This is a genomic window from Nostoc sp. (assembly GCF_036916575.1).
GTDB lineage: Bacteria > Cyanobacteriota > Cyanobacteriia > Cyanobacteriales > Nostocaceae > Nostoc.
The window spans coordinates 1-19,643 of the sequence record NZ_JBALGC010000031.1 but is presented as its reverse complement, the minus strand read 5'-3'; the positions used below and the strand labels follow the sequence as shown (position 1 = coordinate 19,643).

Here is a 19,643-nt window from a genome sequence, read left to right as displayed (position 1 = left end):
TTCAGAGTTATCTAGGGATCAGGAACCATTATTAGAGCAAGGAGCAACTTACCCTATTTGGCCGCCATTTAATTCCCACGCACCTGCACATCAACTTGCTCAACTGCTAGAGTCGGACGAGTAAATGCACAATGTGTGTTTCTATCGTTCACAACTGGTATTTGATGTGTGTCCACAGTCGTAATGCGATCGCAGTTCCAATGTAGGATGCGTTGTTGCAAACCGCAATGCACCTTTATCATATCAGTAGGCGATCGCACCCCTTCCAAATCATACATTCTCATAAAGCACAACACATTAACCCAAGCTCATTTACCCAAAAATAACGCCGCGATAAATTTCTGCCATCGGCAAATTAATACTAACTGAATCCAAAGAAATAGATACCTCTAGGCCGCTAAAATCACTGAGCAACCAACCTTCGGCTTGTTTACTATAGCGTTCCACAAAAGGTTCATCCTGTTCGACTAATAAATATTCGCTAAAACTCGCAATTGAGCGATACATCCGAAATTTACTGAGTCGGTCGTAATCTGCGGTGGAAGGAGATAGAATTTCAACAATCAAAATGGGATTCAAGACTTCATCTAAACGTTCAGCATTTAGTTGCGGTTCGCCGTCAAAAACCATTACATCTGGATATACTCCGCGTCGATGTTCAGGAATCCACAGCCGCAAATCGCTGTTAATTGGCTCAAATTGAGTATCGCGCAGCAAAAACTTGAGGAAGGCAAAAATATTGCCACCGATACGGCTGTGTTTGAGCGTTCCTCCAGGCATGGGTACAATTTCTCCATCTCGATATTCGCTGCGTCCTTCCGCTTTTTCTTCGATCGCACGATATTCATTCAAGCTGTAGCGGCGCGAGATGGTAGAAATCATAGGTCTTAGGCGATCGCATTGGCTATAAGACAACAATATTATTTTGTCACAGATTTGGTTGTGAGGTGATATCGTGCTGCGATGATTGGATTTGGTGCATTGCGCTGCGCGACATCGCACCCTAGCAGCTGGTTTTAAACTCCTAAATCAAGTTTTAAACTTCTAAATCGAGTTTTGAACTTCTAAATTGAGTTTTGAACTTCTAAATTGAGTTTTGAACTTCTAAATCGAGTTTTGAACTTCTAAATCGAGTTTTGAACTCCAAAATCGAGTTTTGAACTCGTAAACCTGTTAATCTCAAAAAATTTCAGCAAATATACCCGCATTTATCCTGTGTACCAATACTCTAAAAGTTCTGTAGCTTCACTCAGGCTAGTGCATCCCCTTATTGCGTAAGGTAATGTTATGTAAAGAACTCAGTGCAAGACACTATCAGAGTTCTATATATTAAATTAATCCAAAAAGGAAAATTTTATGGCGCAACGGAGACGAAACTCGATCGCACTGACCAAAGCTGAACGACGCATTGAAGGATTGCAGACGATTAACGCTGACTTAAACTTTGGCAATGGGTTGTCAATAGCTACTTATAATACCATGATTCATGAGTTACGAGAGAAGCTAGCTGCCCATAATCAAACACGAACAATGATGGATAAGACGCAGAATGCATTAGAAGAAGCAGAACGTGCGTTGAATACTTATTCTGAGCAGATGCTGCTGAGTGTTGCATCTCGCTATGGCAAAAATAGTGATGAGTACGGGATGGCTGGTGGAACACGCAAGTCAGATTATCGACGGAAAGCACGCGCGGTAGTTAACCAATAAGTTTAAAAACCACATCTTTTGTAAGGGCACAGCATTGCTGTGCCCCTACAGTATGGTCTATTTACTATCAAAGGATAATTAAGAAAAGCCTGAAACAAATTATTTTTGTTAATGCACATCACGATTAATTTGTACAGTGCGTAAGTCCTAATAAAAAGCCTGTTTGTGATGATTACTCGCAAACAGACTTGACTTTTTATAGCCTTCTAATTAAGCTTGTTCCCAAAGCTGACGTACATAGTCAGGTAGCCAGCTAGCAATTTCCTGAATCCGCTCTTCGGAAAGTTCGTCTTTGGTGGCAGAAAACACTGCTTTAACTGCTTGCTCTCGCTCGACTGATCGCGGCATTCCACTTTCATTAGCAACTCGGAACAGGAAGCGATCGGAATCGATATTGAAGATACCTGGACCTTTAAAGGGTGGACGAACCCGGCTCAAAAATCCCACGAGCGGATTGGTGTCTTTCCAAAGATCGGACACTTCAAACTGGAGTGCTTTCTCATCAGTAGGCACAGCCTCTGTATGCAGTTCGGCCTCGACGCGATCACTGGCTTCTGTGGTCATCACGTCACGCATCACGCGAAACACAACTTCGGTAAAGTCTCTTGCATCATAGAGGTCTGCAAATCCAGCTTTGACCTGGACTTTTTCTAGAAATGAGCGATGTTCGTCGGCGATCGCAGTTCGAGAATCTTCAATCTCCGTTGGATCAACTTCTGGAACGTTTGTCCTAAATGATTCATCAGGCATTGTTTTTTCTTGTGCTTTTTAATTTTGAGTCTTTATGCTTACCTTAAGGTCGCATAAATCAAAAACCCTTAGTATCATCCAGAAGTTTGAGATGTCATCCATTCAAAAGTCAGAAATTCAACGGATAAACTGAGATATTTTGTATCAACATCCGCAAGTTAGATCGCTAGTGTTTTTACCCGTCGTGGACATCTCCCATTGGTATCGAAAAACAGTCAGAATAGATGAATTGGTCTAAAATCAGCCGAAAAAAAGATGGTCGAAACAACAAACATCGAAATTAACACTTGCTATGTCAAAGTACTTAACAATGACTTAGAAATTGATGCTTACTTAGCTCAACCAACACAAAAGGGAACCTTTGGCACGGTTATAGTTTTTCCAGAAATTTTCGGAATCAACAGTAATATTCGAGATATTACCGAATTAATAGCTAAACAAGGTTATGTAGCAATAGCACCCGCGCTGTATCAACGTATTGCTCCCGGTTTTGAGGCTGACTTTAGCCCAGAAGATGTTGGCTATAGCCCAGAAAGCTATCGGCTTGGCTTGCAATACTATCAACAAGTAAAATATCAGGAAATACTCAGCGATATTCAAGCTGCCATAACCTACCTAAAAACTTTACCCAATGTCAAAGATAATGCGATCGGGACTATTGGTTTCTGTTTTGGCGGTCATGTTGCTTACATGGCTGCAACGTTACCCGATATCAAAGCAACAGCTTCGTTCTACGGTGGTGGGATTACCACTGCTAGTTATGGTGAAGAGACTCCAACCATTAATCACACCTCGGAAATTAAAGGTACTATTTATGCATTTTTTGGTACAAGAGATGCGTTAATTTCGCAAGAGGAAAACAAGCAAATTGAGGCAGAATTAAAGAAACATAACATAAATCATCGTATATTCCGATACGATGCCGGACACGGATTCTTCGCCGGATTCTTCAAAGACCAATACCCATTTTTACAGCAGCACCCAAGTTACAATCCCGAAGCTGCTCCTGATGCTTGGAAACATGTTATAGAACTGTTTCAAAACAACTTGTAAAACTCGCTCGTGGAAATCATGATGGGTGCGTTATCGAACAAGGCAAAAGTAAAAAGGTAAAAGGCATAATGAAGTTATGCATAGGTGTAACCTGTTGTAGACATCGCTAAATTTTATTTTTTAAGTGTAGTTTTAGGAGTCTAATTTTTTAATTTTGAGTCAAGTATGGAGCAATTCCAAAAGGCAAAGAAACTGATTGGTTTAACCGGACATGGTATTAGTCATAAACGTTTACCAGTTATAATCAAAGACTATCGCATCATTGTGACCAGCCCGAATAGTCCAACAACAGCCTCTCTTGACCGACTGAGCCAGACTCGGTAAATGAGTTTTGTTTTTTCCTCTGCATGAGCGATCGCCAGCTTAACAAAACCAGAAGGTACCGATTATAGTCTTGAGCCAGGCTGAAACACGAATCTTAAACTGATTTGCAAAATTAAGCTTAAGATTCTTTACATTAAAAAACTTCCATCTCAATCAGGGTAATATATGGGCAATTTCCGTAACCTAAACAATAAAAAAGATTACGCATGTCAGAAATTGAGAAGAAAGTCGTTTTAATTACGGGTGCAAGCAGTGGCATCGGTGAAGCTAGCGCCCGCTTACTCGCTAGCAGAGGCGCACATGTGGTATTAGGTGCGCGTCGCACCGATCGCCTCGAAACTCTTGTGACGGCAATTCGCAACGAGGGTGGTTCAGCGCACTATAGGCAGTTGGATGTCACGCAACGCAATGATGTGAAGGAATTTGTCGGATTCGCTCAAAAGACCTTTGGCCGCATCGACGTAATTGTGAACAATGCAGGCGTCATGCCGCTTTCAAAACTCGAAGCCCTCAAGGTTGAAGAATGGAATCGGATGATCGACGTAAACATTCGAGGTGTCCTGCATGGTATTGCTGCTGGATTACCAATTATGAAGGAACAGGGATTTGGTCAGTTCATCAACATATCATCAATTGGTGGACATGCAGTAAGTCCCACCGCAGCCGTTTACTGTGCTACGAAGTTTGCAGTGGGTGCTATTTCGGAGGGACTGCGCCAGGAAGTCAGCGACATCCGGGTAACGGTGATTTCCCCTGGAGTAACGGAGTCAGAACTGGCCGATAGTATTTCGGATAGCGAGGCGCGTCGGGGGATGCAGGATTTCCGGCAGATTGCTATTCCACCAGATGCCATTGCTAGAGCGATCGCATTTGCGATCGAACAACCTGACGACGTGGATGTTAGTGAAATTATTGTGCGCCCCACCGCCAGCCCTTATTGATTTTGAAGGATTGGATACCAGCTTTATGAAAAAAAAATTTATTTCATTTGCGATCGCCGGAGAATCAGCAAATTATGTTACGCTGTCAAAGCTATTTGCCAGATGATGAATAGACCTAAATTCCGAAAATTAAAACCATCTAATGCAGCTTTCTTGGGTGCATTATTGCAAGGGCGCAATGCACCATGATCTCAAGCAATTTGATAATATTAACAAAGTGAGCGACGCCGAACAGCCGGTCGTAGACATCGCCTACGACCCAAATCTAAGCGATGTCTACGACGGGCTAACGCCTACGCCCTCTTCAGCAGAGAGAACAAAAATACTATGGCAAAGCGTAAAAAAAGCAATCTCCAGTGGATTAAAGAAACGCTTGAACTAAAACCTGACCATCGCTGGGAATCTCCATCAGGCTACAAAATTTTTGTCGCAGATCGAGGCGCTGTTCGCTTCAATGTTCCCCAGGATTGGGTTTTTGAGCCACAAGAAAAATCCTTCAAGTTCCTTGATAAAAAACCGCCTAACGATGATTGCTGTCTGGAAGTATCTTTTAATCGTCTGCCACCGAACGACTGGAGCCAGTTTCCGCTAAAATCTACATTGAAGAAAGTCATGGAAGACGACAGTCGTAACGTCATTGCCAAGGGAGAGATTGTTACCATCAAGCGCCAAACTGCCAGAATTGTCTGGACAGAGATAAAATTTATTGACACTCAAGAAGAACCACGCGAAGCTTTTTCGCGGACTTGCATTGGTTTGGGATCAAATGTTCAGTGCTTGATTACATTCGATTATTGGGTAGATCAAGCAGAGCCGCTAATACCCATTTGGGATGAAGTGATGCGTAGTCTCACATTAGGGTTGTATATCCGTGATCCAATGAGTGGTCTGGCTTTTCCAGACTGAGCCACAAGAAGGAATCTTGAACATCTATTAAATTGAGTTTGAATCAATGTGAAGTTAGTATTATCTCACACAATCTGTTGAGCTGTTAGCCGTCTTAATTCTCGTGATAGAGTTATCTAGATCATTTGTTCTCTATTTGAGATAACTAGTCTCCCGCATCCAATTCAATATCAAGACAGTAAGAGAAATCTAGCTTCAAACATTCTCAGATTTGTACCCATGAAATTCCTCTGGAGACATTCCGCGTTACAGGAACTGATGGAAGGAAAATAGCTGCTTATAAATTTGGAGATATCAGTAAGGCTAGATTTTCTAGGCTATCCGGTAGAATGGGCTTATCCAAACAGTTGAAAGATGAATTGATCAAGAGATATGGCTGTAAATGCTTCATCTACTTGGAGAAAGTTGATAAGCGCGAATTGCAAATCGATCACCGCGTTCCTTTTGAAGTTGACGGAGAGCCAGAGCTAGAGTCTGAAAGCTTTATGTTACTTTGTGGTTCAGCTAATCAGGCAAAATCTTGGTCATGTGAGCGTTGTGAAAATTGGAAAAGGATAAGAGACAAATCTATTTGCTTGTCATGTTATTGGGCGTATCCAGAAAATTACACGCATGTTGCGATGCAAGAAGTTAGGAAGATAGACCTTATGTGGCAAGGAGAGAATATTGAAATCTATGAAAAACTAAAACAACAGGCGATAAGATTAAACAAAGAAATACCTGAATTTATCAAGGAGATAATTGAACAAGATATTAGGCAAAACAGTGACAGATAATATCATTTTATTTTCAAACTTATACTAATAGGCAGCAGTTTAACCGAACTTGATATCACGCACTATCTTTAAATATACAGTGGTCTGTTGTCGAGTTGGGGCGAGCCGAATAACCGATTGTAGACATCGCTACGACGGACTACTTCGGGAGCATTTCACACAGAATTCCTAGACAACTCTACAACAGGGGTAAAATAGAAGCAATTCCCTTTTATTAAAAACGTCATATACTCAAAGCAGTGCAAAACTATGGCGTACAGCGACTTTACTCTAGAAAAAGCTGCGGCTGTTTTGGGAATCACCACCCAAGAAGCCGATCTGTTTCCCAAGCTTGTACCTCTTTCTATTCCTTCGTGGTTAAATGAAACTTTAGGAAAGCGCACCCAATTAGCTTTGATTAGTGAAAAGGCTCGGAGCGAATTTATTATTGTACCGATTTTACTAACCTGTCGGGATCTCAGCCAAAATAGCTTGGCTATTTTTTCTGGACAAAGACTTGACGTTGATCCTGCACAGGGCTTGATTGGAGAATGTGATTTTATTTTAGCAATAGCTCCACCTTTACCACCGTTGCGAAGCCCAATTCTCACAGTTGTGGAAGCGAAGAAAAATGATGTTGAAGCTGGGTTAGGACAGTGCATTGCCCAAATGGTAGCGGCGGATTTATTCAATCGTTCATCTGGACAAACAGAAATACCTGTGTATGGATGCGTGACAACAGGAGAAGTATGGCAGTTTCTACAACTTTCGCAAAAAGTGGCTTTGCTTGATAAGCAAAGATATTACTTAGATAACGTTGGAGCGATTTTGGCAATTGTACAGACAATTGTTCAGAAATTCAGTAGTTAATTTGTGTAATACTTTGTTCTCGCAAGTGCATGAATCTATTTTAATGTTAAACTACACTGAGCCTTAAGAGAATAAGTTGAAAAATAAGGAAGGTTGGCAGTTGAAAGAGTTCGACAAACCGATTCCACAAGAAAGTCTTAACATTGTTGAGAAGACTAGATCTAACTTATTTGCTTGGCGTGGTCAGTTTTCGCCACAACTTATTGAAGTTGTATTAACCTCATACTGCTTATCTAACTCAGTTATTCTTGATCCTTTTGCAGGTAGTGGAACTGTTTTGCTAGAGGCTGGTATTCTTGCATTTGAGGCGTATGGTTTTGAAATTAATCCAGCAGCCTGGATTCTTAGCAAAACGTATGAATTCATAAATAATTCTCAAAGAAAAGAGATTATCAAAATTATTAAAAACTTAATAGATAGAGAATTTCCTTTTAGAGTTTTTGAAAATGGTATACAAGTGCCAGATTTGGCAGAAAAGTTTAGAATAATCAAGAATGAGTTAGATGAGGAGGCAACAAGAATATTCGATGCTTTGATAATCCTTCTTGATATTGCAAATAATAAAATTACTAATGAATTTATACAGTCTAAATTTGTTGATTTAACAAGTGTAATAGAAAAACTCCCTTACTCTGAAAAGCAAATTAGAATAAATCTATCTGATGCTCGGTCTCTTCCATTAGAAAACGATCAGATAGATTTTGTTGTTACCTCTCCGCCTTACATAAATGTATTTAACTATCATCAAAACTATCGTAAATCTGCTGAGATATTAGGATGGGATCTATTAAAGATAGCAAAATCAGAAATTGGATCTAATCGAGCAAATAGAGGAAATCGCTTTTACACGGTAGTACAATACTGTCTGGATATGGCTGACACTTTAAGGGAGCTTTCAAGAGTAACTAAAGATGAAGCTCGAATTGTGTTTGTTGTGGGACATGAATCTAATGTTCTTGGAGTACCTTTTTACAATGCTAACATTATTGAAAAAATTGCAGTAGAAGCAAACCTTTTTCATAGAGTTTTGAGACAAAAGAGAGAATTTAAAAATAAGTTTGGTAGAATAATTAGAGAAGATTTAATTAATTTTATTAATTTAAATAATAAGTATTTTTATGAAAAAGAAACAATTGAGCAAGTTGCAAGAGAAGTAGCATTTGATATATTGAAAAGTGGTCTTTCCTCAGTTTCATTGGAAAATCTTGAATTTCTAGAAGATGCGATTGATAAAGTTAAAGATATTGGAAGAACACCAGTTTTAGATAAACGAGTTCATATTTATCAAGCTCATCAGTCTGCTCAACTAGCTAATTTTAAATATTCACAGCCAATTCAATTTAGATAAGACTATGTTTCAAGAAGCGGTGGCAACAAGTAGAGATTTGAAGATAGCTGTTCCTGGGTCTTTATATTTTCTAATTTGTGAATTTCTTGATATGACACCAATTTCAATAATTTCAACTCAAATTGATGATGTTTTGATTGTGCGAAAAACTAAACGTATGTCTTCTAATATTCGACAAGAGTATCGAACACCAGAGGAAAGGCAACTTCATAGACAGGAATATGTAGACTTTTTAGATTCTTCTAGGTACTACCCTGATGTATTTCAAAGGATGATTGATAAGATTCAAGCTCTAATTGACGATACAAGTCCATCAATGGAAAATGTTTTAGAACAAGGGCATTTCTAATGCTTTTTGTACTTTTTGTAACAAAATACTTATGGTAATCACACTCCCTATTCTTAAGTGAAGGTAATATCTACGACGGGTTACGCACCATTTAATCTAAAAAATTGTCATTTTAAATAGTCTTTTGTTTTACAGCTTTTCTTTGAGCAAAATGCGTTTCAAATCTAAAAACCACACAGAATAAGAGTTATATTATTTGAAGCTTCAAAAAAGATTGTTACTGAATAACCCTAAAACTCGTATTTAGGCTAAAAATTGACTCTTTTTTCTACTGCTATAGTAAAAAACTTGCCTGATTTGACTTGTAAGAGCGATCGCTAGGTTCGGAGTAATCCCAAGAGTGCATTTGACGGAAAGGAAGACCCATCTTTTGGAAGACGTACTTCTCTTTCACACCAGAAGCTACGAGGTCAGGCTTCAGCGCTTTGATAAATTCCTCGAATTCGTAAGCGGTAACGTCGTCATAAACGATGGTGCCGTTTTCGATGTAGTGAGTGGTACGTTTGTAGTCATCGTTATGAGCGAACTCATAACCTGTACCAATCATCTTCATACCCAAGTCTTGGAAAGCTGGGACAACGTGGCGAGGACGTAGACCACCAACCATGATGGCAACAGTCTTACCATCCAAGCGAGGGCGATACTTCTTAAGAATTGTATCCATTGTGGGCTGATACTTGGCGATGACCTTCTCAGCGTTTGCTTGGATTGTCTCGTCAAACTTGGAAGCAATTTCCCGTAAAGATTCAGCAATCTTGGTGGGGCCGAAGAAATTATACTCAAGCCAGGGTATACCATAAGCTTCTTCCATGTGACGGCTGATGTAGTTCATCGACCGATAACAGTGGATGAGGTTCATCTTCACATTGGGGGTCATCAACATTTCGTTGATGGTGCCATCACCTGACCACTGAGCGACTACGCGCAAGCCGAGTTCTTCTAACAGGATGCGGCTCGCCCAAGCATCACCACCAATGTTATAGTCACCAATAATTGCTACATCATAAGGGGTACTTTCAAACTGAAGTGTACCGTCTTTCTTGGCTTGGTCTGCTCTGGTGAACACCCAGTCACGAACCATATCGTTAGCAATGTGGTGTCCCAAAGATTGGGAAACACCCCGGAAGCCTTCGCAACGCACAGGTACAACTGGCTTGCCAATTGTTTTCGATGTTTTGCGAGCAACAGCTTCGATGTCATCTCCAATTAGACCGATGGGACATTCAGATTGAATGGAAACACCACGGTTGAGGGGGAAAAGTACATCAAGTTCTTCGATCAGCTTGACAAGTTTCTTGTCACCACCGAAAACGATATCTCTTTCTTGGAAGTCAGAGGTAAAGTGCATGGTACCAAAGGTGTCAACACCTGTGGTGCCGATGTAGTAGTTACGACGACCAGACCAAGACCAGTAACCACAACCTACAGGCCCGTGGCTGATGTGGATCATGTCCTTAATAGGACCCCAGACCACACCTTTAGAACCAGCATAAGCACAACCACGAGCGGTCATGACGCCAGGCAGGGATTTGATGTTAGACTTAACGCCGCAATCGGTCTTACCTTCTTCGTATACGTTTATGTGTTTTTCCCGCTTTTTAGCAGCTTTTTCTGGATAAGCACTGAGAACTTCTTTAACTAGCTCTTTTCTTTGTTCAATGATGTTTTGATTTTCTGGAGGTGTCATATTTAGCCTCTTTGACTCTTAAGGATGAGGGCATAAGGGGACTAGGAGTCCCCTCTAAGTTTAGGGGGGATGTAAGGGAAAGGTAAAAGGTAAAAGGGAAGATATGAAACTCTTCCTTTTTCCTTGTGCTAAAGCATTATTTCTTAGCGGCGACTTATGCTACAGGAGCTTCTTCAGCAGTCTTACCTACCAACTTGGCAGCATTTTCCTCGCTTTCGAGAATACCGAATTCAATCAACAAGTCTTCTAGTTCTTCCATTTCGATAGGCGTAGGAATAGCCAGATTTTTGTTGTTGATGATCTTGGTAGCCAATGTCCGATATTCGTTAGCTTGGTTGCTTTCGGGTGCGTACTCGTTAACAGTCATCCGGCGTAATTCTGCGTGTTGAACAATGTTGTCACGGGGTACGAAGTGAATCATTTGGGTGTTCAACCGTTTTGCCAAGGTTTCGATGAGTTCGTGTTCCCGGTCAGTTTTACGGCTGTTACAAATCAGACCACCCAAACGCACGCCACCTGTGTGAGCATACTTAAGAACACCACGAGCAATGTTATTAGCAGCGTACATCGCCATCATTTCACCGGATGTAACGATGTAGATTTCTTGTGCCTTACCTTCACGGATAGGCATAGCAAAACCACCGCAAACAACGTCACCTAATACGTCGTAAGATACGAAGTCTAGGTCTTGGTAAGCACCATTTTCTTCTAAGAAGTTGATGGCGGTGATAATACCACGACCAGCGCAACCTACACCGGGTTCTGGACCACCAGATTCTACGCAACGAACGTTGCGGAAACCGTTAAGCATCACTTCTTCAAGTTCGATATCTTCTACTGCACCACGTTCAGCAGCGAGGTGAAGAACGGTTGTTTGAGCCTTGCTGTGTAGCATCAAACGGGTGGAGTCAGCTTTAGGGTCGCAACCGACGATAAGAATGCGTTGACCCATTTCTGCCATAGCTGCCAAGGTGTTTTGGGAAGTGGTAGATTTACCGATACCGCCCTTACCGTAGAAAGCTATCTGTCTTATATTTTCGTCTGTCATGGTTCGTATTTCCCTGCAATTGGTTGGTTAGTGGGTATGCGCGTTTGTCAGTTGCGTTCACGCCTGTAGAGCGACAGTAGTGAGCACGTGTAGAGCATCGTTGGTAGCGTTGGCATAAATGCCTGCTGGGGGCGATCGCTCCACAGCTAAAATTATTGAAAGCAGGTACATCTATTTCCTCGTTAAATTTTTGTTTGTCTTTTTTCTTTTCTTTTGTCTCCGAAGTTCTGAGCGCCGGAAGCCGGCGTTCAGACTTCTCTGTTAGTCATTAATCATTTATCCTGACTAATGACTAAGAGCTTACGCAATTTACAAATACGTCATAATGTGTTTCAGCTTGAAAAATTAAATAGGACTTGATGTTACTATTTGTCAACAATCAATGCATTAGTCCTATTACTTGTTCAAAATAGCACCCTTGAAATTTGAGACACGCTCTAGTGCGGCTTGGGTGTCTTCTGGCGACTCTCCACGCACTGCCATTGATTCACTCAAAAGCTTGGCAATCTCATCGAAGTGTTGTTGCTGTAAATTCAATCCTGCGTGGGTTTTGTCCATTGGACGACCGGCGTATTGCTTTGGCCCTTCAAATATTTGAGATAAGAAAGCAACTAGATGATTACGTTGCTTCGCCATATCTGTACCAGCAAAAATGGGATTGAGGAGGCTGTCTGTGGCAATGCGTTTGTGGAGTTCATCTACTATTTGTTCAATAGCTGATTGTCCGCCAAGTTTGTCGTACAATGTACTCATATTCTGTTCCTTTGAAGCGAGTTAGATGATGAAATTTGCAAGTAGGCGCTTAATCTATGAAGCCTATATGCTGTTAGCCGTAATAGTGGTAAGACTGATACCAATTCGTAATTCGTAATACCTTGAGGGGAGCAATCCTTCGGGTGTTTACGTAGTTCGTAATTAAGAAAGTTTGATTTCAATCTGTATCTTTCTTTTAGCGAATTGGTATGAAGCATTGAGTAAAGACAATGATTCAATTCAAATCCTACTTTCCGTTTCTGGCTGAATGCATATTAGGGCGTATTTGTAGAGTACGTTAAGTCCTACAGCAATTCCTAAACTGCTTCAACTACAAGGCTCTTGCTGACACGCTCTTGTAATCTGGCTTCGATCGCAATTTTTAGGGTTGCTGTACTACTAGAACAGGAACCGCAAGCACCTTGCAGGACAACTTTAACGCGATCACCTTCCACATCATAGAGTTCTACGTCTCCCCCGTCAGCGATGAGTACGGGTCTGATTTCTTCATCTAGAACTTTTTGAATTAGAGCAATTTTTTGCACGTTGGTTAGCGATCGCTCTTTAGACGTAACAATTTCTGTGGCAACTTTTACGCCGTAATTGTTGAGATCAGGTGAGGCGTATTCCTGTTGAACTGATTTAATAATATCATCAATGTTTGCCAAACAGGAACCGCATCCACCACCAGCTTTCACATAATTTGTTACCTCTTCGGCACCAGTGAGATTATTTTCTAGAACGACGCGGCGAATTTTGGCCTCGCTGATCCCAAAGCAACTGCAAACTAACGCGCCTTCATCGTCATCATCATGGGTAGCTAGAGGTATGCCACGATAATTATAGATAGCGGCTTCTAGCGCTTCTTGTCCCATGACAGAGCAGTGCATCTTTGCTTCTGGTAAACCACCCAGGTAATCTGCAATGTCTCTGTTGGACACTTTCAGAGCTTCATCTAAGGTTAAACCTTTGACCATTTCGGTTAATGCACTAGAAGATGCGATCGCACTAGTACAACCAAAAGTTTGAAAGCGAGCATCTAGAATCTTATCAGATTCTACTTCCACTTTCAGGTGCAATCTTAGAGCATCACCGCAAGCAATGCTACCAATTTCGCCCGTTGCAACCTTAACCCCAGCTTCGCTGGTTTCTTCAATTTCTCCCTGATTCTTGGGATCGTAAAACAGTTCTAATACTTTATCAGTGTAGTCCCACATAACGAATTTTAGATTTTAGATTTTGGATTTTAGATTGGGTATTGGGGATTGGGTACTGGGTATTGGGTATTGGGAAAATTCTTACCTCATCTCCAGTCTCTAGTCCCTAGCGATGCGCCAGTGCTTGTTCTTGTCCTTGCAACCAACCTGCATTGTCATTTTTGAAGGGTGAGAGGGCGCGTAAACGTTCTACAATACTGGGCATTACCTCTATCACTTGATCGATTTCGGCTTCTGTGGTGTAGCGACAAAGACTGAAGCGTATAGAACCGTGCAAAGTTGTGTATGGTAAGCCCATAGCCCGCAGGACGTGGGAGGGTTCTAGAGAACCGGAGGTGCAAGCAGAACCCGATGATGCACAGATACCGTATTTGTTCAATAACAGTAGAATTGCTTCACCTTCGATGTACTTGAAGCCGATATTTGTGGTGTTTGGCAATCTCTGCGTAACGTCACCATTGACTACACAATCGGGAATTTTAGCCAGTAAAGCTTGTTCCAGGCGATCGCGCAGCTTTGTTTCTCTTTTGTTTGCTTCTTCTAAGTGTAACAGTTCCAGTTCCGCAGCTTTGCCCAAGGCAATAATTCCTGGAACATTCTCTGTTCCCGCCCTACGTCCGCGTTCTTGGTGTCCCCCAATAATGAAGGGACGGAACCGAACCCCGCGCCGGATATACAAAGCACCAATTCCTTTAGGCCCGTGCAGCTTATGACCAGACAGGGTTAACATATCCACGGTGCTAGTCTTCATATTCAAGGGGATTTTTCCCACTACTTGCACCGCATCTACATGGAAGATAGCACCATATTCTTTCACCCGCAACCCAATCTGCTCAATCGGGAAAATCGTGCCGGTTTCGTTATTAGCATACATAATTGTCACCAAGGCGGTGTTACCCGTCAAGGAAGCTTCTAGTTCATCTAGATCCAGCTGCCCTTGATGATTTACTGAAAGATAGGTAACACTGTAACCTTGGGTTTCTAATTGTTTGCAGACATTAAGTACTGCTGGGTGTTCAACTTGGGTGGTGACGATATGTCGCTTTTCTGGGTGCGTCAATAGCGCGGCTCGAATTGCGGCGTTATCTCCCTCAGTTCCACAACTTGTGTAGACAATTTCTGACTCATCGGCTCCCAGGATGGCTGCAAGTTGTTCTCTTGCTGTTCTTAGTGCTTTACCGACTTGCCCACCAAAGGTATGCATACTGGAAGGATTGCCGTAATAGTCCGTCAGGTAAGGTAGCATTACCTCTATAACTTCAGAGTCTACCTTAGTGGTGGCATTATTATCGAGATAGATGCAGTTGTTTTGCATTGTTGTCTTCAATTAAGAATTACGTTAGCGCAGCGTTAGTGTTAGCGATAGCGAAGCGTCGGAACGAGCGTCACTACGAATTATTTAATTAAGCTTCTGCTCCCACTGATTGGGATTGACGCTTTTGTAACTGCTCAGAGTATTTCTGGGAATAGCAGTTAAACCAACGCTCCCAATAATCTTGTTTATTTGTTAATTTAGCAACTACGCGGTTGTAATCGGCAAACCAGCCTTCCCAGTAATCGCTAGGCTGCTTAACGCAACCGTCGCAGGTAGGACAACCAGCTTTACACTGAGGCACGGTATGAATGCTACCAACGCAGTTTGTACAAAGTTCAGGGTCAATCCAGTGCTGTCCGTCAACCACTTTAACTGCATTTGTGGGACATGAAGATAGACAGAGATTGCAGGAAATACACTGGCTAGTAATAATTTTGTAAGCCATTATTATTCTCCTTTTTTAGGCAAAAGATATTAGGAATTGGGCATTGAAGATTGGGTTTAGGGGAGGGCATTAGGGATAATTCTTGTCCCATGCCCCCTGCCCCATACCCCATGCCCTATTCTTTATTCCCTAATTCTTTAATGTATTGCTCGTAAAACTCCAAAGCAACCTTCTCAATCACGTCGTAAGCTTCAACAGTCTGTATTCCAGCTTTTTGCAATTTTTCTTCAGGACTGTTACCAATCTTGGAGACTAAAACTGCTTTGCAATCTGCGATCGCTTTCATTATATGCTCAAAAGAAGCTTCCTCGCCGTATCCACCTTGGCAGTATTGGTCAATTTTGCGATGACCGACAAAGCGAACTTCCTTTCCATCCACTTCGTAAATTTGAAATTCTTTGGCATGACCGAAGTGTTGGTTAACCAATCCGCCGCCTTTGGTTGCTACTGCAACTAAAACTTTCGGACTGTTGGCAATTTTCTTACCAGCTAGCGCCTTATCTTTGGCTACTTTAAGTTCTTCTTTAAACTTCTCAATACCTTCGTGAACTTCTTGACGTTTCTCCATGTCATATTCTGGAGTCATTTCTAAGAATTTCTCTTTGGAAAATTCTTGGCTGCGGTCTTCTCCCAACAATCCGACTGCATCGGCACGGCACTGACGACAGTGACGCATCATTTTCATGTTACCAGAGCAATTGTCTTGAACTTCTTTGAGTTCTTTGGGTGTGGGGCCACGTTGACCGATTAAACCGAAGTGTGTGCCATGTTCTGGTGCAGAAATCAATGGCATGATGTTGTGCAAGAATGCACCTTTTTCCCGAATGACTCGATTCACTTCAATTAAGTGCTGGTCATTAATTCCAGGAATCATCACCGAGTTAACTTTGCACAAGATGTCAGCATCTTTAAGAGCTTGCAATCCTTCCATCTGTCTTTCGTGGAGAATTTTTGCGCCTTCAAGACCTCTGTAACGCTTGCGCTTATAGTGAACCCAAGGATAAATCTTAGCACCGATCTCTGGATCTACCGCGTTAATGGTGATCGTAACGTGATCTATATTTAATTCTTTAATGCGATCAACGTAGTCAGGCAGCATTAAACCATTGGTTGATAAGCATAGCTTGATATCTGGTGCTTGCTCTGCAATCAACTCAAATGTGCGGAAAGTCTTATCTGGGTTCGCCAGTGGGTCGCCAGGGCCGGCAATTCCCACAACTGTCATTTGGGGAATCTTGCCGCCAATGACCAAAGCTTTGTGTGCTGCTTGTTCTGGTGTTAGCAATTCGCTAACTACTCCAGGACGGCTTTCGTTAGCGCAGTCATATTTGCGGTTGCAATAGTTGCATTGAATGTTGCAGGCTGGAGCAACTGCAACGTGCATCCGGGCGTAGTGGTGATGGGCGTCTTCGCTGTAACAGGGATGTTTAGCAATGCGTTCTTGGAGCTTTTCGTCCCTTTCCACGGTGGCGCTGCTGGTGCTGTCGCAGCCGCAACCACCTGATTTTGCTTGGGTTGTCGATTCCGTGGCGGGGGAGTTGAGGAGTCGTGTAGACGATGATGTCATTAAATTTCGCAAAAGGTCGGTGGACTTGGCTGCCACTGTGGGAGATGCTGTTGCTACTCTTTCATGCCCAGGAATTGAAGTCGCGTCTTTCACACTGCCTGCAAACCCTTGGGTTTGGGCGACTTGTTATCAAGTAAGGCAGGCGATAGATGTTTGATGTTCGGCTGGTGTGTGTCAATGTTCGGTTCTTGGGTAGAATTTGTGCCCCAAGGCGCGACTTCTATTCACTTCAGGCATGGTGCTATGTCATCCCTCCACTCACTTTTCGCTTCGTTTTGTGTTGAGGCGTTAAGTAATTGGCGATATAAGATTTATAGCAGCCGTCTCCTAGCCAGACAGTGCGTCTCTCTAGGATAGAATTTATTGGATTTATTACGCTTGTACTCAACTAATAAAAACCCTAATTCTTCAAGCATTACAAAAATTAAAAATTTATTTTTCGGGTAGGGGTTCTAGTATTTTTTGGTTGGGGTTCTAGTGTTTATAGACAGGGGTTCAGGATTTATTTGTACTCAGCCACAACCCAATATCAGCAAGGAATTTAATCTACTTGCAACTGGGTTTGGGTCATTTCAATGTGTACTCAGATTGCCCTCAAATTCCGTCAAAAGCAATAAATGCCAAGGGTTTGAGGGTGAAAAACTGGAGTAGTCTATATCGTTCTACTCCATAAACGTGCAAAATTCAATTCTGTATCTAACATATCATTTTTTTGAGGGTAAAAATCCAATTCATATTTTTTTAATTTTTACTCTGACAATGATATTGAATTGTAGTTCTAAGTCTTATCTGGCAAGCTATACAGGAGTGTGTAAATAGATGTGTTGCTGCACATATTTTTCAAAAAGTTTAACTTTTAAGTTCTTTTTTTGATTCCCATAATCAGGAGATGGGTAAGAAACTCTCGGATTTTGTGTTTGAGAGCAACAACAAACTATAATTTAACATGATTGAGCGATCGCAATGAATTTTTTTAATTGCTCTCTACGAACCTTGGCGAAAAACCTAACTCCCTAACCTCATATCTTGATATAAAATATACTGACCCAACGCTTTTTCTAAATCATCAACATCCGATCTACCGATAAAACTTTTAATCTCAACTGCAATCTTGGATTCTGCTTTTTGCGCTGCCAACATCTGTCTAGCACCTAAATCAACATACAAATCTTTTTTACCAAACTTCAGAGTTAGTGGGTCATGAGTAATTGTCCATTTGTCTTTAATCAAAGCATTTTTGACATTATTGTGATAGATGTCTCTAGCTGGCATACAGGTGTAGTTTTAAACTGATATTCCTATTTTAGGAAATCTCTGATTACGCCTAGTACCGCTGCGTGGAAGTCAAAAGTCACTTGTACTGAGCATTTCGGCTTCGCTCAAGGCAAGTCGCTCAGTACAAGTGCGCTCACCAGCCGCTCAGTGACCACCGTAGACATCGCTACACTGGATTTATCAGGAAAAATAGGCTGTTTGAGTTGTGTGAGTCAAACAGGGTAGCAGGAGGAATGCGATGAAAGCAGTGGTTATCCGTCGATATGGCGCGGCTGAGGTGTTGCAGTATGAAGACGTGGAGCAGCCGAAAATTCAGCCAACGCAGTTACTTGTGAAAGTTCGTGCTAGTAGCGTTAATCCTATTGATTGGAAAATCCGCAAAGGAATGTTGAGTTTGATTACCGGCAGCAAATTCCCGAAGATTCTGGGGTTTGATGTGGCGGGAGATGTCGTAGCAGTTGGCTCTGGTGTCACGCGTTTTAAACTAGGAGATGCTATCTATGGCAGTACTAGTTTCCCTGGAGGAGGTTATGCCGAATTTGCAGCCGTAAAAGAAAACTTGGCGGCGCTCAAACCAACCAACTTATCCTATGAAGAAGCTGCGGCTGTGCCTTTAGTAGCGCTCACGGCTCTGCAAGCGCTGCGAGATCAAGGAAATATTCAAACAGGACAAACTGTTTTGATTAATGGTGCTGCGAGCGGTGTAGGCAGTTTTGCAGTGCAAATTGCTAAGGCTTTAGGGGCAGTGGTGACGGGAGTTAGTAGTACCAAAAACTTGGATTTGGTGAAATCTTTGGGAACAGACCGCGTGATTGATTATACGCAACAAGATTTCGCCCAAGATACAGCGCAGTATGACATTATCTTTGATGCAGTGGGTAAGCGATCGCTCTCTCAAATCAAAAAAGTCCTCAAACCCAACGGAATTTATATCACCACGCTACCCAGCCCCGAAGTCTTCTTAGAGAGCGTGTTGACAGCGTTTCTTCCGGGTCAAAAAGCTAAGTTTTTCTTTGAGAAACCTAACACTCAAGATTTGGTTTACCTAAAAGAATTGATTGAAGCGGGTAAAATTCGTGTGGTGATTGATCGCACATATCCCTTACAAGAACTCGCGGCGGCTCATGCTTATAGCGAAACTGAGCGTGCAGTCGGGAAAATTGCGATCGCAGTTTCCAGTTGAGTTTCCAGTTGATCTGAAAAACCAACGCGAAACCTAACCCCCTAACCCCCTTCTTTCAAGGGTAGGGGTTTTGTATTTGGTCATTTTTTGACTATTTCAGCCGATGCTTAAATCCTGAAACGAGCAAACCACGTTAAAAAATTGAGA

At 41.9% G+C, this 19,643-nt stretch carries 21 protein-coding genes; 10 read left to right on the top strand and 11 right to left on the bottom strand.

What is annotated here, in order from left to right:
• Positions 1–68: 68 nt before the first annotated feature.
• The gene (locus V7L29_RS08155) at positions 69–284 is read right to left on the bottom strand and encodes a hypothetical protein (RefSeq protein ID WP_334735110.1); all 216 of its coding nucleotides are present in this window, start codon (positions 282–284) and stop codon (positions 69–71) included.
• A 28-nt stretch (positions 285–312) separates the two neighbouring features.
• A complete protein-coding gene (locus tag V7L29_RS08150; protein ID WP_334735109.1) occupies positions 313–882 on the bottom strand; it encodes a Uma2 family endonuclease in 570 nt (189 codons plus the stop codon).
• Positions 883–1,356: 474 nt separating this feature from the next.
• On the opposite strand from V7L29_RS08150, the gene V7L29_RS08145 reads away from it, so the two are divergent.
• Positions 1,357–1,710, top strand: a complete 354-nt coding sequence (locus V7L29_RS08145; RefSeq protein ID WP_334735108.1) for a hypothetical protein — start codon at positions 1,357–1,359, stop codon at positions 1,708–1,710.
• Between the two features lie 210 nt (positions 1,711–1,920).
• Here V7L29_RS08145 and V7L29_RS08140 read toward each other — a convergent pair whose 3' ends face one another.
• On the bottom strand, positions 1,921–2,460 hold the full coding sequence (locus V7L29_RS08140) for a DUF2267 domain-containing protein (protein WP_334690774.1): 540 nt from the start codon (positions 2,458–2,460) through the stop codon (positions 1,921–1,923).
• A gap of 255 nt (positions 2,461–2,715) precedes the next feature.
• Between V7L29_RS08140 and V7L29_RS08135 the strand changes: the two genes are divergently transcribed.
• From V7L29_RS08135 to V7L29_RS08100, 8 genes are all read left to right on the top strand, one after another.
• Entirely contained in the window at positions 2,716–3,513 is a 798-nt protein-coding gene (locus V7L29_RS08135) for a dienelactone hydrolase family protein (RefSeq protein ID WP_334735107.1), read from the top strand.
• A gap of 165 nt (positions 3,514–3,678) precedes the next feature.
• Positions 3,679–3,837 carry a hypothetical protein gene (locus V7L29_RS08130; RefSeq protein WP_334690772.1) on the top strand — a complete coding sequence of 53 codons (159 nt, stop codon included), beginning with the start codon at positions 3,679–3,681 and terminating at the stop codon, positions 3,835–3,837.
• A 206-nt stretch (positions 3,838–4,043) separates the two neighbouring features.
• Positions 4,044–4,778 (top strand): SDR family oxidoreductase, encoded by a 735-nt coding sequence (locus V7L29_RS08125; RefSeq protein ID WP_334735106.1) that lies wholly within the window; start codon positions 4,044–4,046, stop codon positions 4,776–4,778.
• Between the two features lie 327 nt (positions 4,779–5,105).
• Positions 5,106–5,684: a hypothetical protein gene (locus tag V7L29_RS08120; protein WP_334690770.1), complete on the top strand. Its 579-nt coding sequence runs from the start codon at positions 5,106–5,108 to the stop codon at positions 5,682–5,684.
• 329 nt (positions 5,685–6,013) lie between these two features.
• Entirely contained in the window at positions 6,014–6,460 is a 447-nt protein-coding gene (locus V7L29_RS08115; RefSeq protein ID WP_334735105.1) for a hypothetical protein, read from the top strand.
• Between the two features lie 249 nt (positions 6,461–6,709).
• Positions 6,710–7,309: a hypothetical protein gene (locus V7L29_RS08110; protein ID WP_334735104.1), complete on the top strand. Its 600-nt coding sequence runs from the start codon at positions 6,710–6,712 to the stop codon at positions 7,307–7,309.
• A gap of 76 nt (positions 7,310–7,385) precedes the next feature.
• Positions 7,386–8,657, top strand: a complete 1,272-nt coding sequence (locus tag V7L29_RS08105; RefSeq protein WP_334735103.1) for a DNA methyltransferase — start codon at positions 7,386–7,388, stop codon at positions 8,655–8,657.
• A 4-nt stretch (positions 8,658–8,661) separates the two neighbouring features.
• On the top strand, positions 8,662–9,006 hold the full coding sequence (locus V7L29_RS08100; RefSeq protein ID WP_334735102.1) for a Bpu10I family restriction endonuclease: 345 nt from the start codon (positions 8,662–8,664) through the stop codon (positions 9,004–9,006).
• 274 nt (positions 9,007–9,280) lie between these two features.
• Here the strand turns inward: V7L29_RS08100 and nifD are convergent, their stop codons facing one another.
• The 8 genes from nifD to V7L29_RS08060 all read right to left on the bottom strand — a co-directional run bounded on the left by nifD (position 9,281) and on the right by V7L29_RS08060 (position 18,310).
• Entirely contained in the window at positions 9,281–10,693 is a 1,413-nt protein-coding gene (gene nifD, locus V7L29_RS08095) for a nitrogenase molybdenum-iron protein alpha chain (protein WP_334735101.1), read from the bottom strand.
• Positions 10,694–10,847: 154 nt separating this feature from the next.
• Positions 10,848–11,741 (bottom strand): nitrogenase iron protein, encoded by an 894-nt coding sequence (gene nifH / locus V7L29_RS08090; protein ID WP_334735100.1) that lies wholly within the window; start codon positions 11,739–11,741, stop codon positions 10,848–10,850.
• A 396-nt stretch (positions 11,742–12,137) separates the two neighbouring features.
• Positions 12,138–12,494, bottom strand: a complete 357-nt coding sequence (locus V7L29_RS08085; protein ID WP_334690763.1) for a globin domain-containing protein — start codon at positions 12,492–12,494, stop codon at positions 12,138–12,140.
• A 317-nt stretch (positions 12,495–12,811) separates the two neighbouring features.
• On the bottom strand, positions 12,812–13,711 hold the full coding sequence (gene nifU / locus V7L29_RS08080; RefSeq protein WP_334690762.1) for a Fe-S cluster assembly protein NifU: 900 nt from the start codon (positions 13,709–13,711) through the stop codon (positions 12,812–12,814).
• 106 nt (positions 13,712–13,817) lie between these two features.
• Positions 13,818–15,026: a cysteine desulfurase NifS gene (nifS, locus tag V7L29_RS08075; RefSeq protein WP_334690761.1), complete on the bottom strand. Its 1,209-nt coding sequence runs from the start codon at positions 15,024–15,026 to the stop codon at positions 13,818–13,820.
• Positions 15,027–15,114: 88 nt separating this feature from the next.
• Positions 15,115–15,471, bottom strand: a complete 357-nt coding sequence (locus V7L29_RS08070; protein ID WP_334690760.1) for a 4Fe-4S binding protein — start codon at positions 15,469–15,471, stop codon at positions 15,115–15,117.
• A 115-nt stretch (positions 15,472–15,586) separates the two neighbouring features.
• Positions 15,587–17,038: a nitrogenase cofactor biosynthesis protein NifB gene (gene nifB, locus V7L29_RS08065; RefSeq protein ID WP_334735139.1), complete on the bottom strand. Its 1,452-nt coding sequence runs from the start codon at positions 17,036–17,038 to the stop codon at positions 15,587–15,589.
• Positions 17,039–18,043: 1,005 nt separating this feature from the next.
• A complete protein-coding gene (locus V7L29_RS08060; RefSeq protein ID WP_334690759.1) occupies positions 18,044–18,310 on the bottom strand; it encodes an element excision factor XisH family protein in 267 nt (88 codons plus the stop codon).
• Between the two features lie 241 nt (positions 18,311–18,551).
• Between V7L29_RS08060 and V7L29_RS08055 the strand changes: the two genes are divergently transcribed.
• Entirely contained in the window at positions 18,552–19,496 is a 945-nt protein-coding gene (locus V7L29_RS08055) for an NAD(P)-dependent alcohol dehydrogenase (protein ID WP_334735099.1), read from the top strand.
• Positions 19,497–19,643 lie beyond the last annotated feature (147 nt).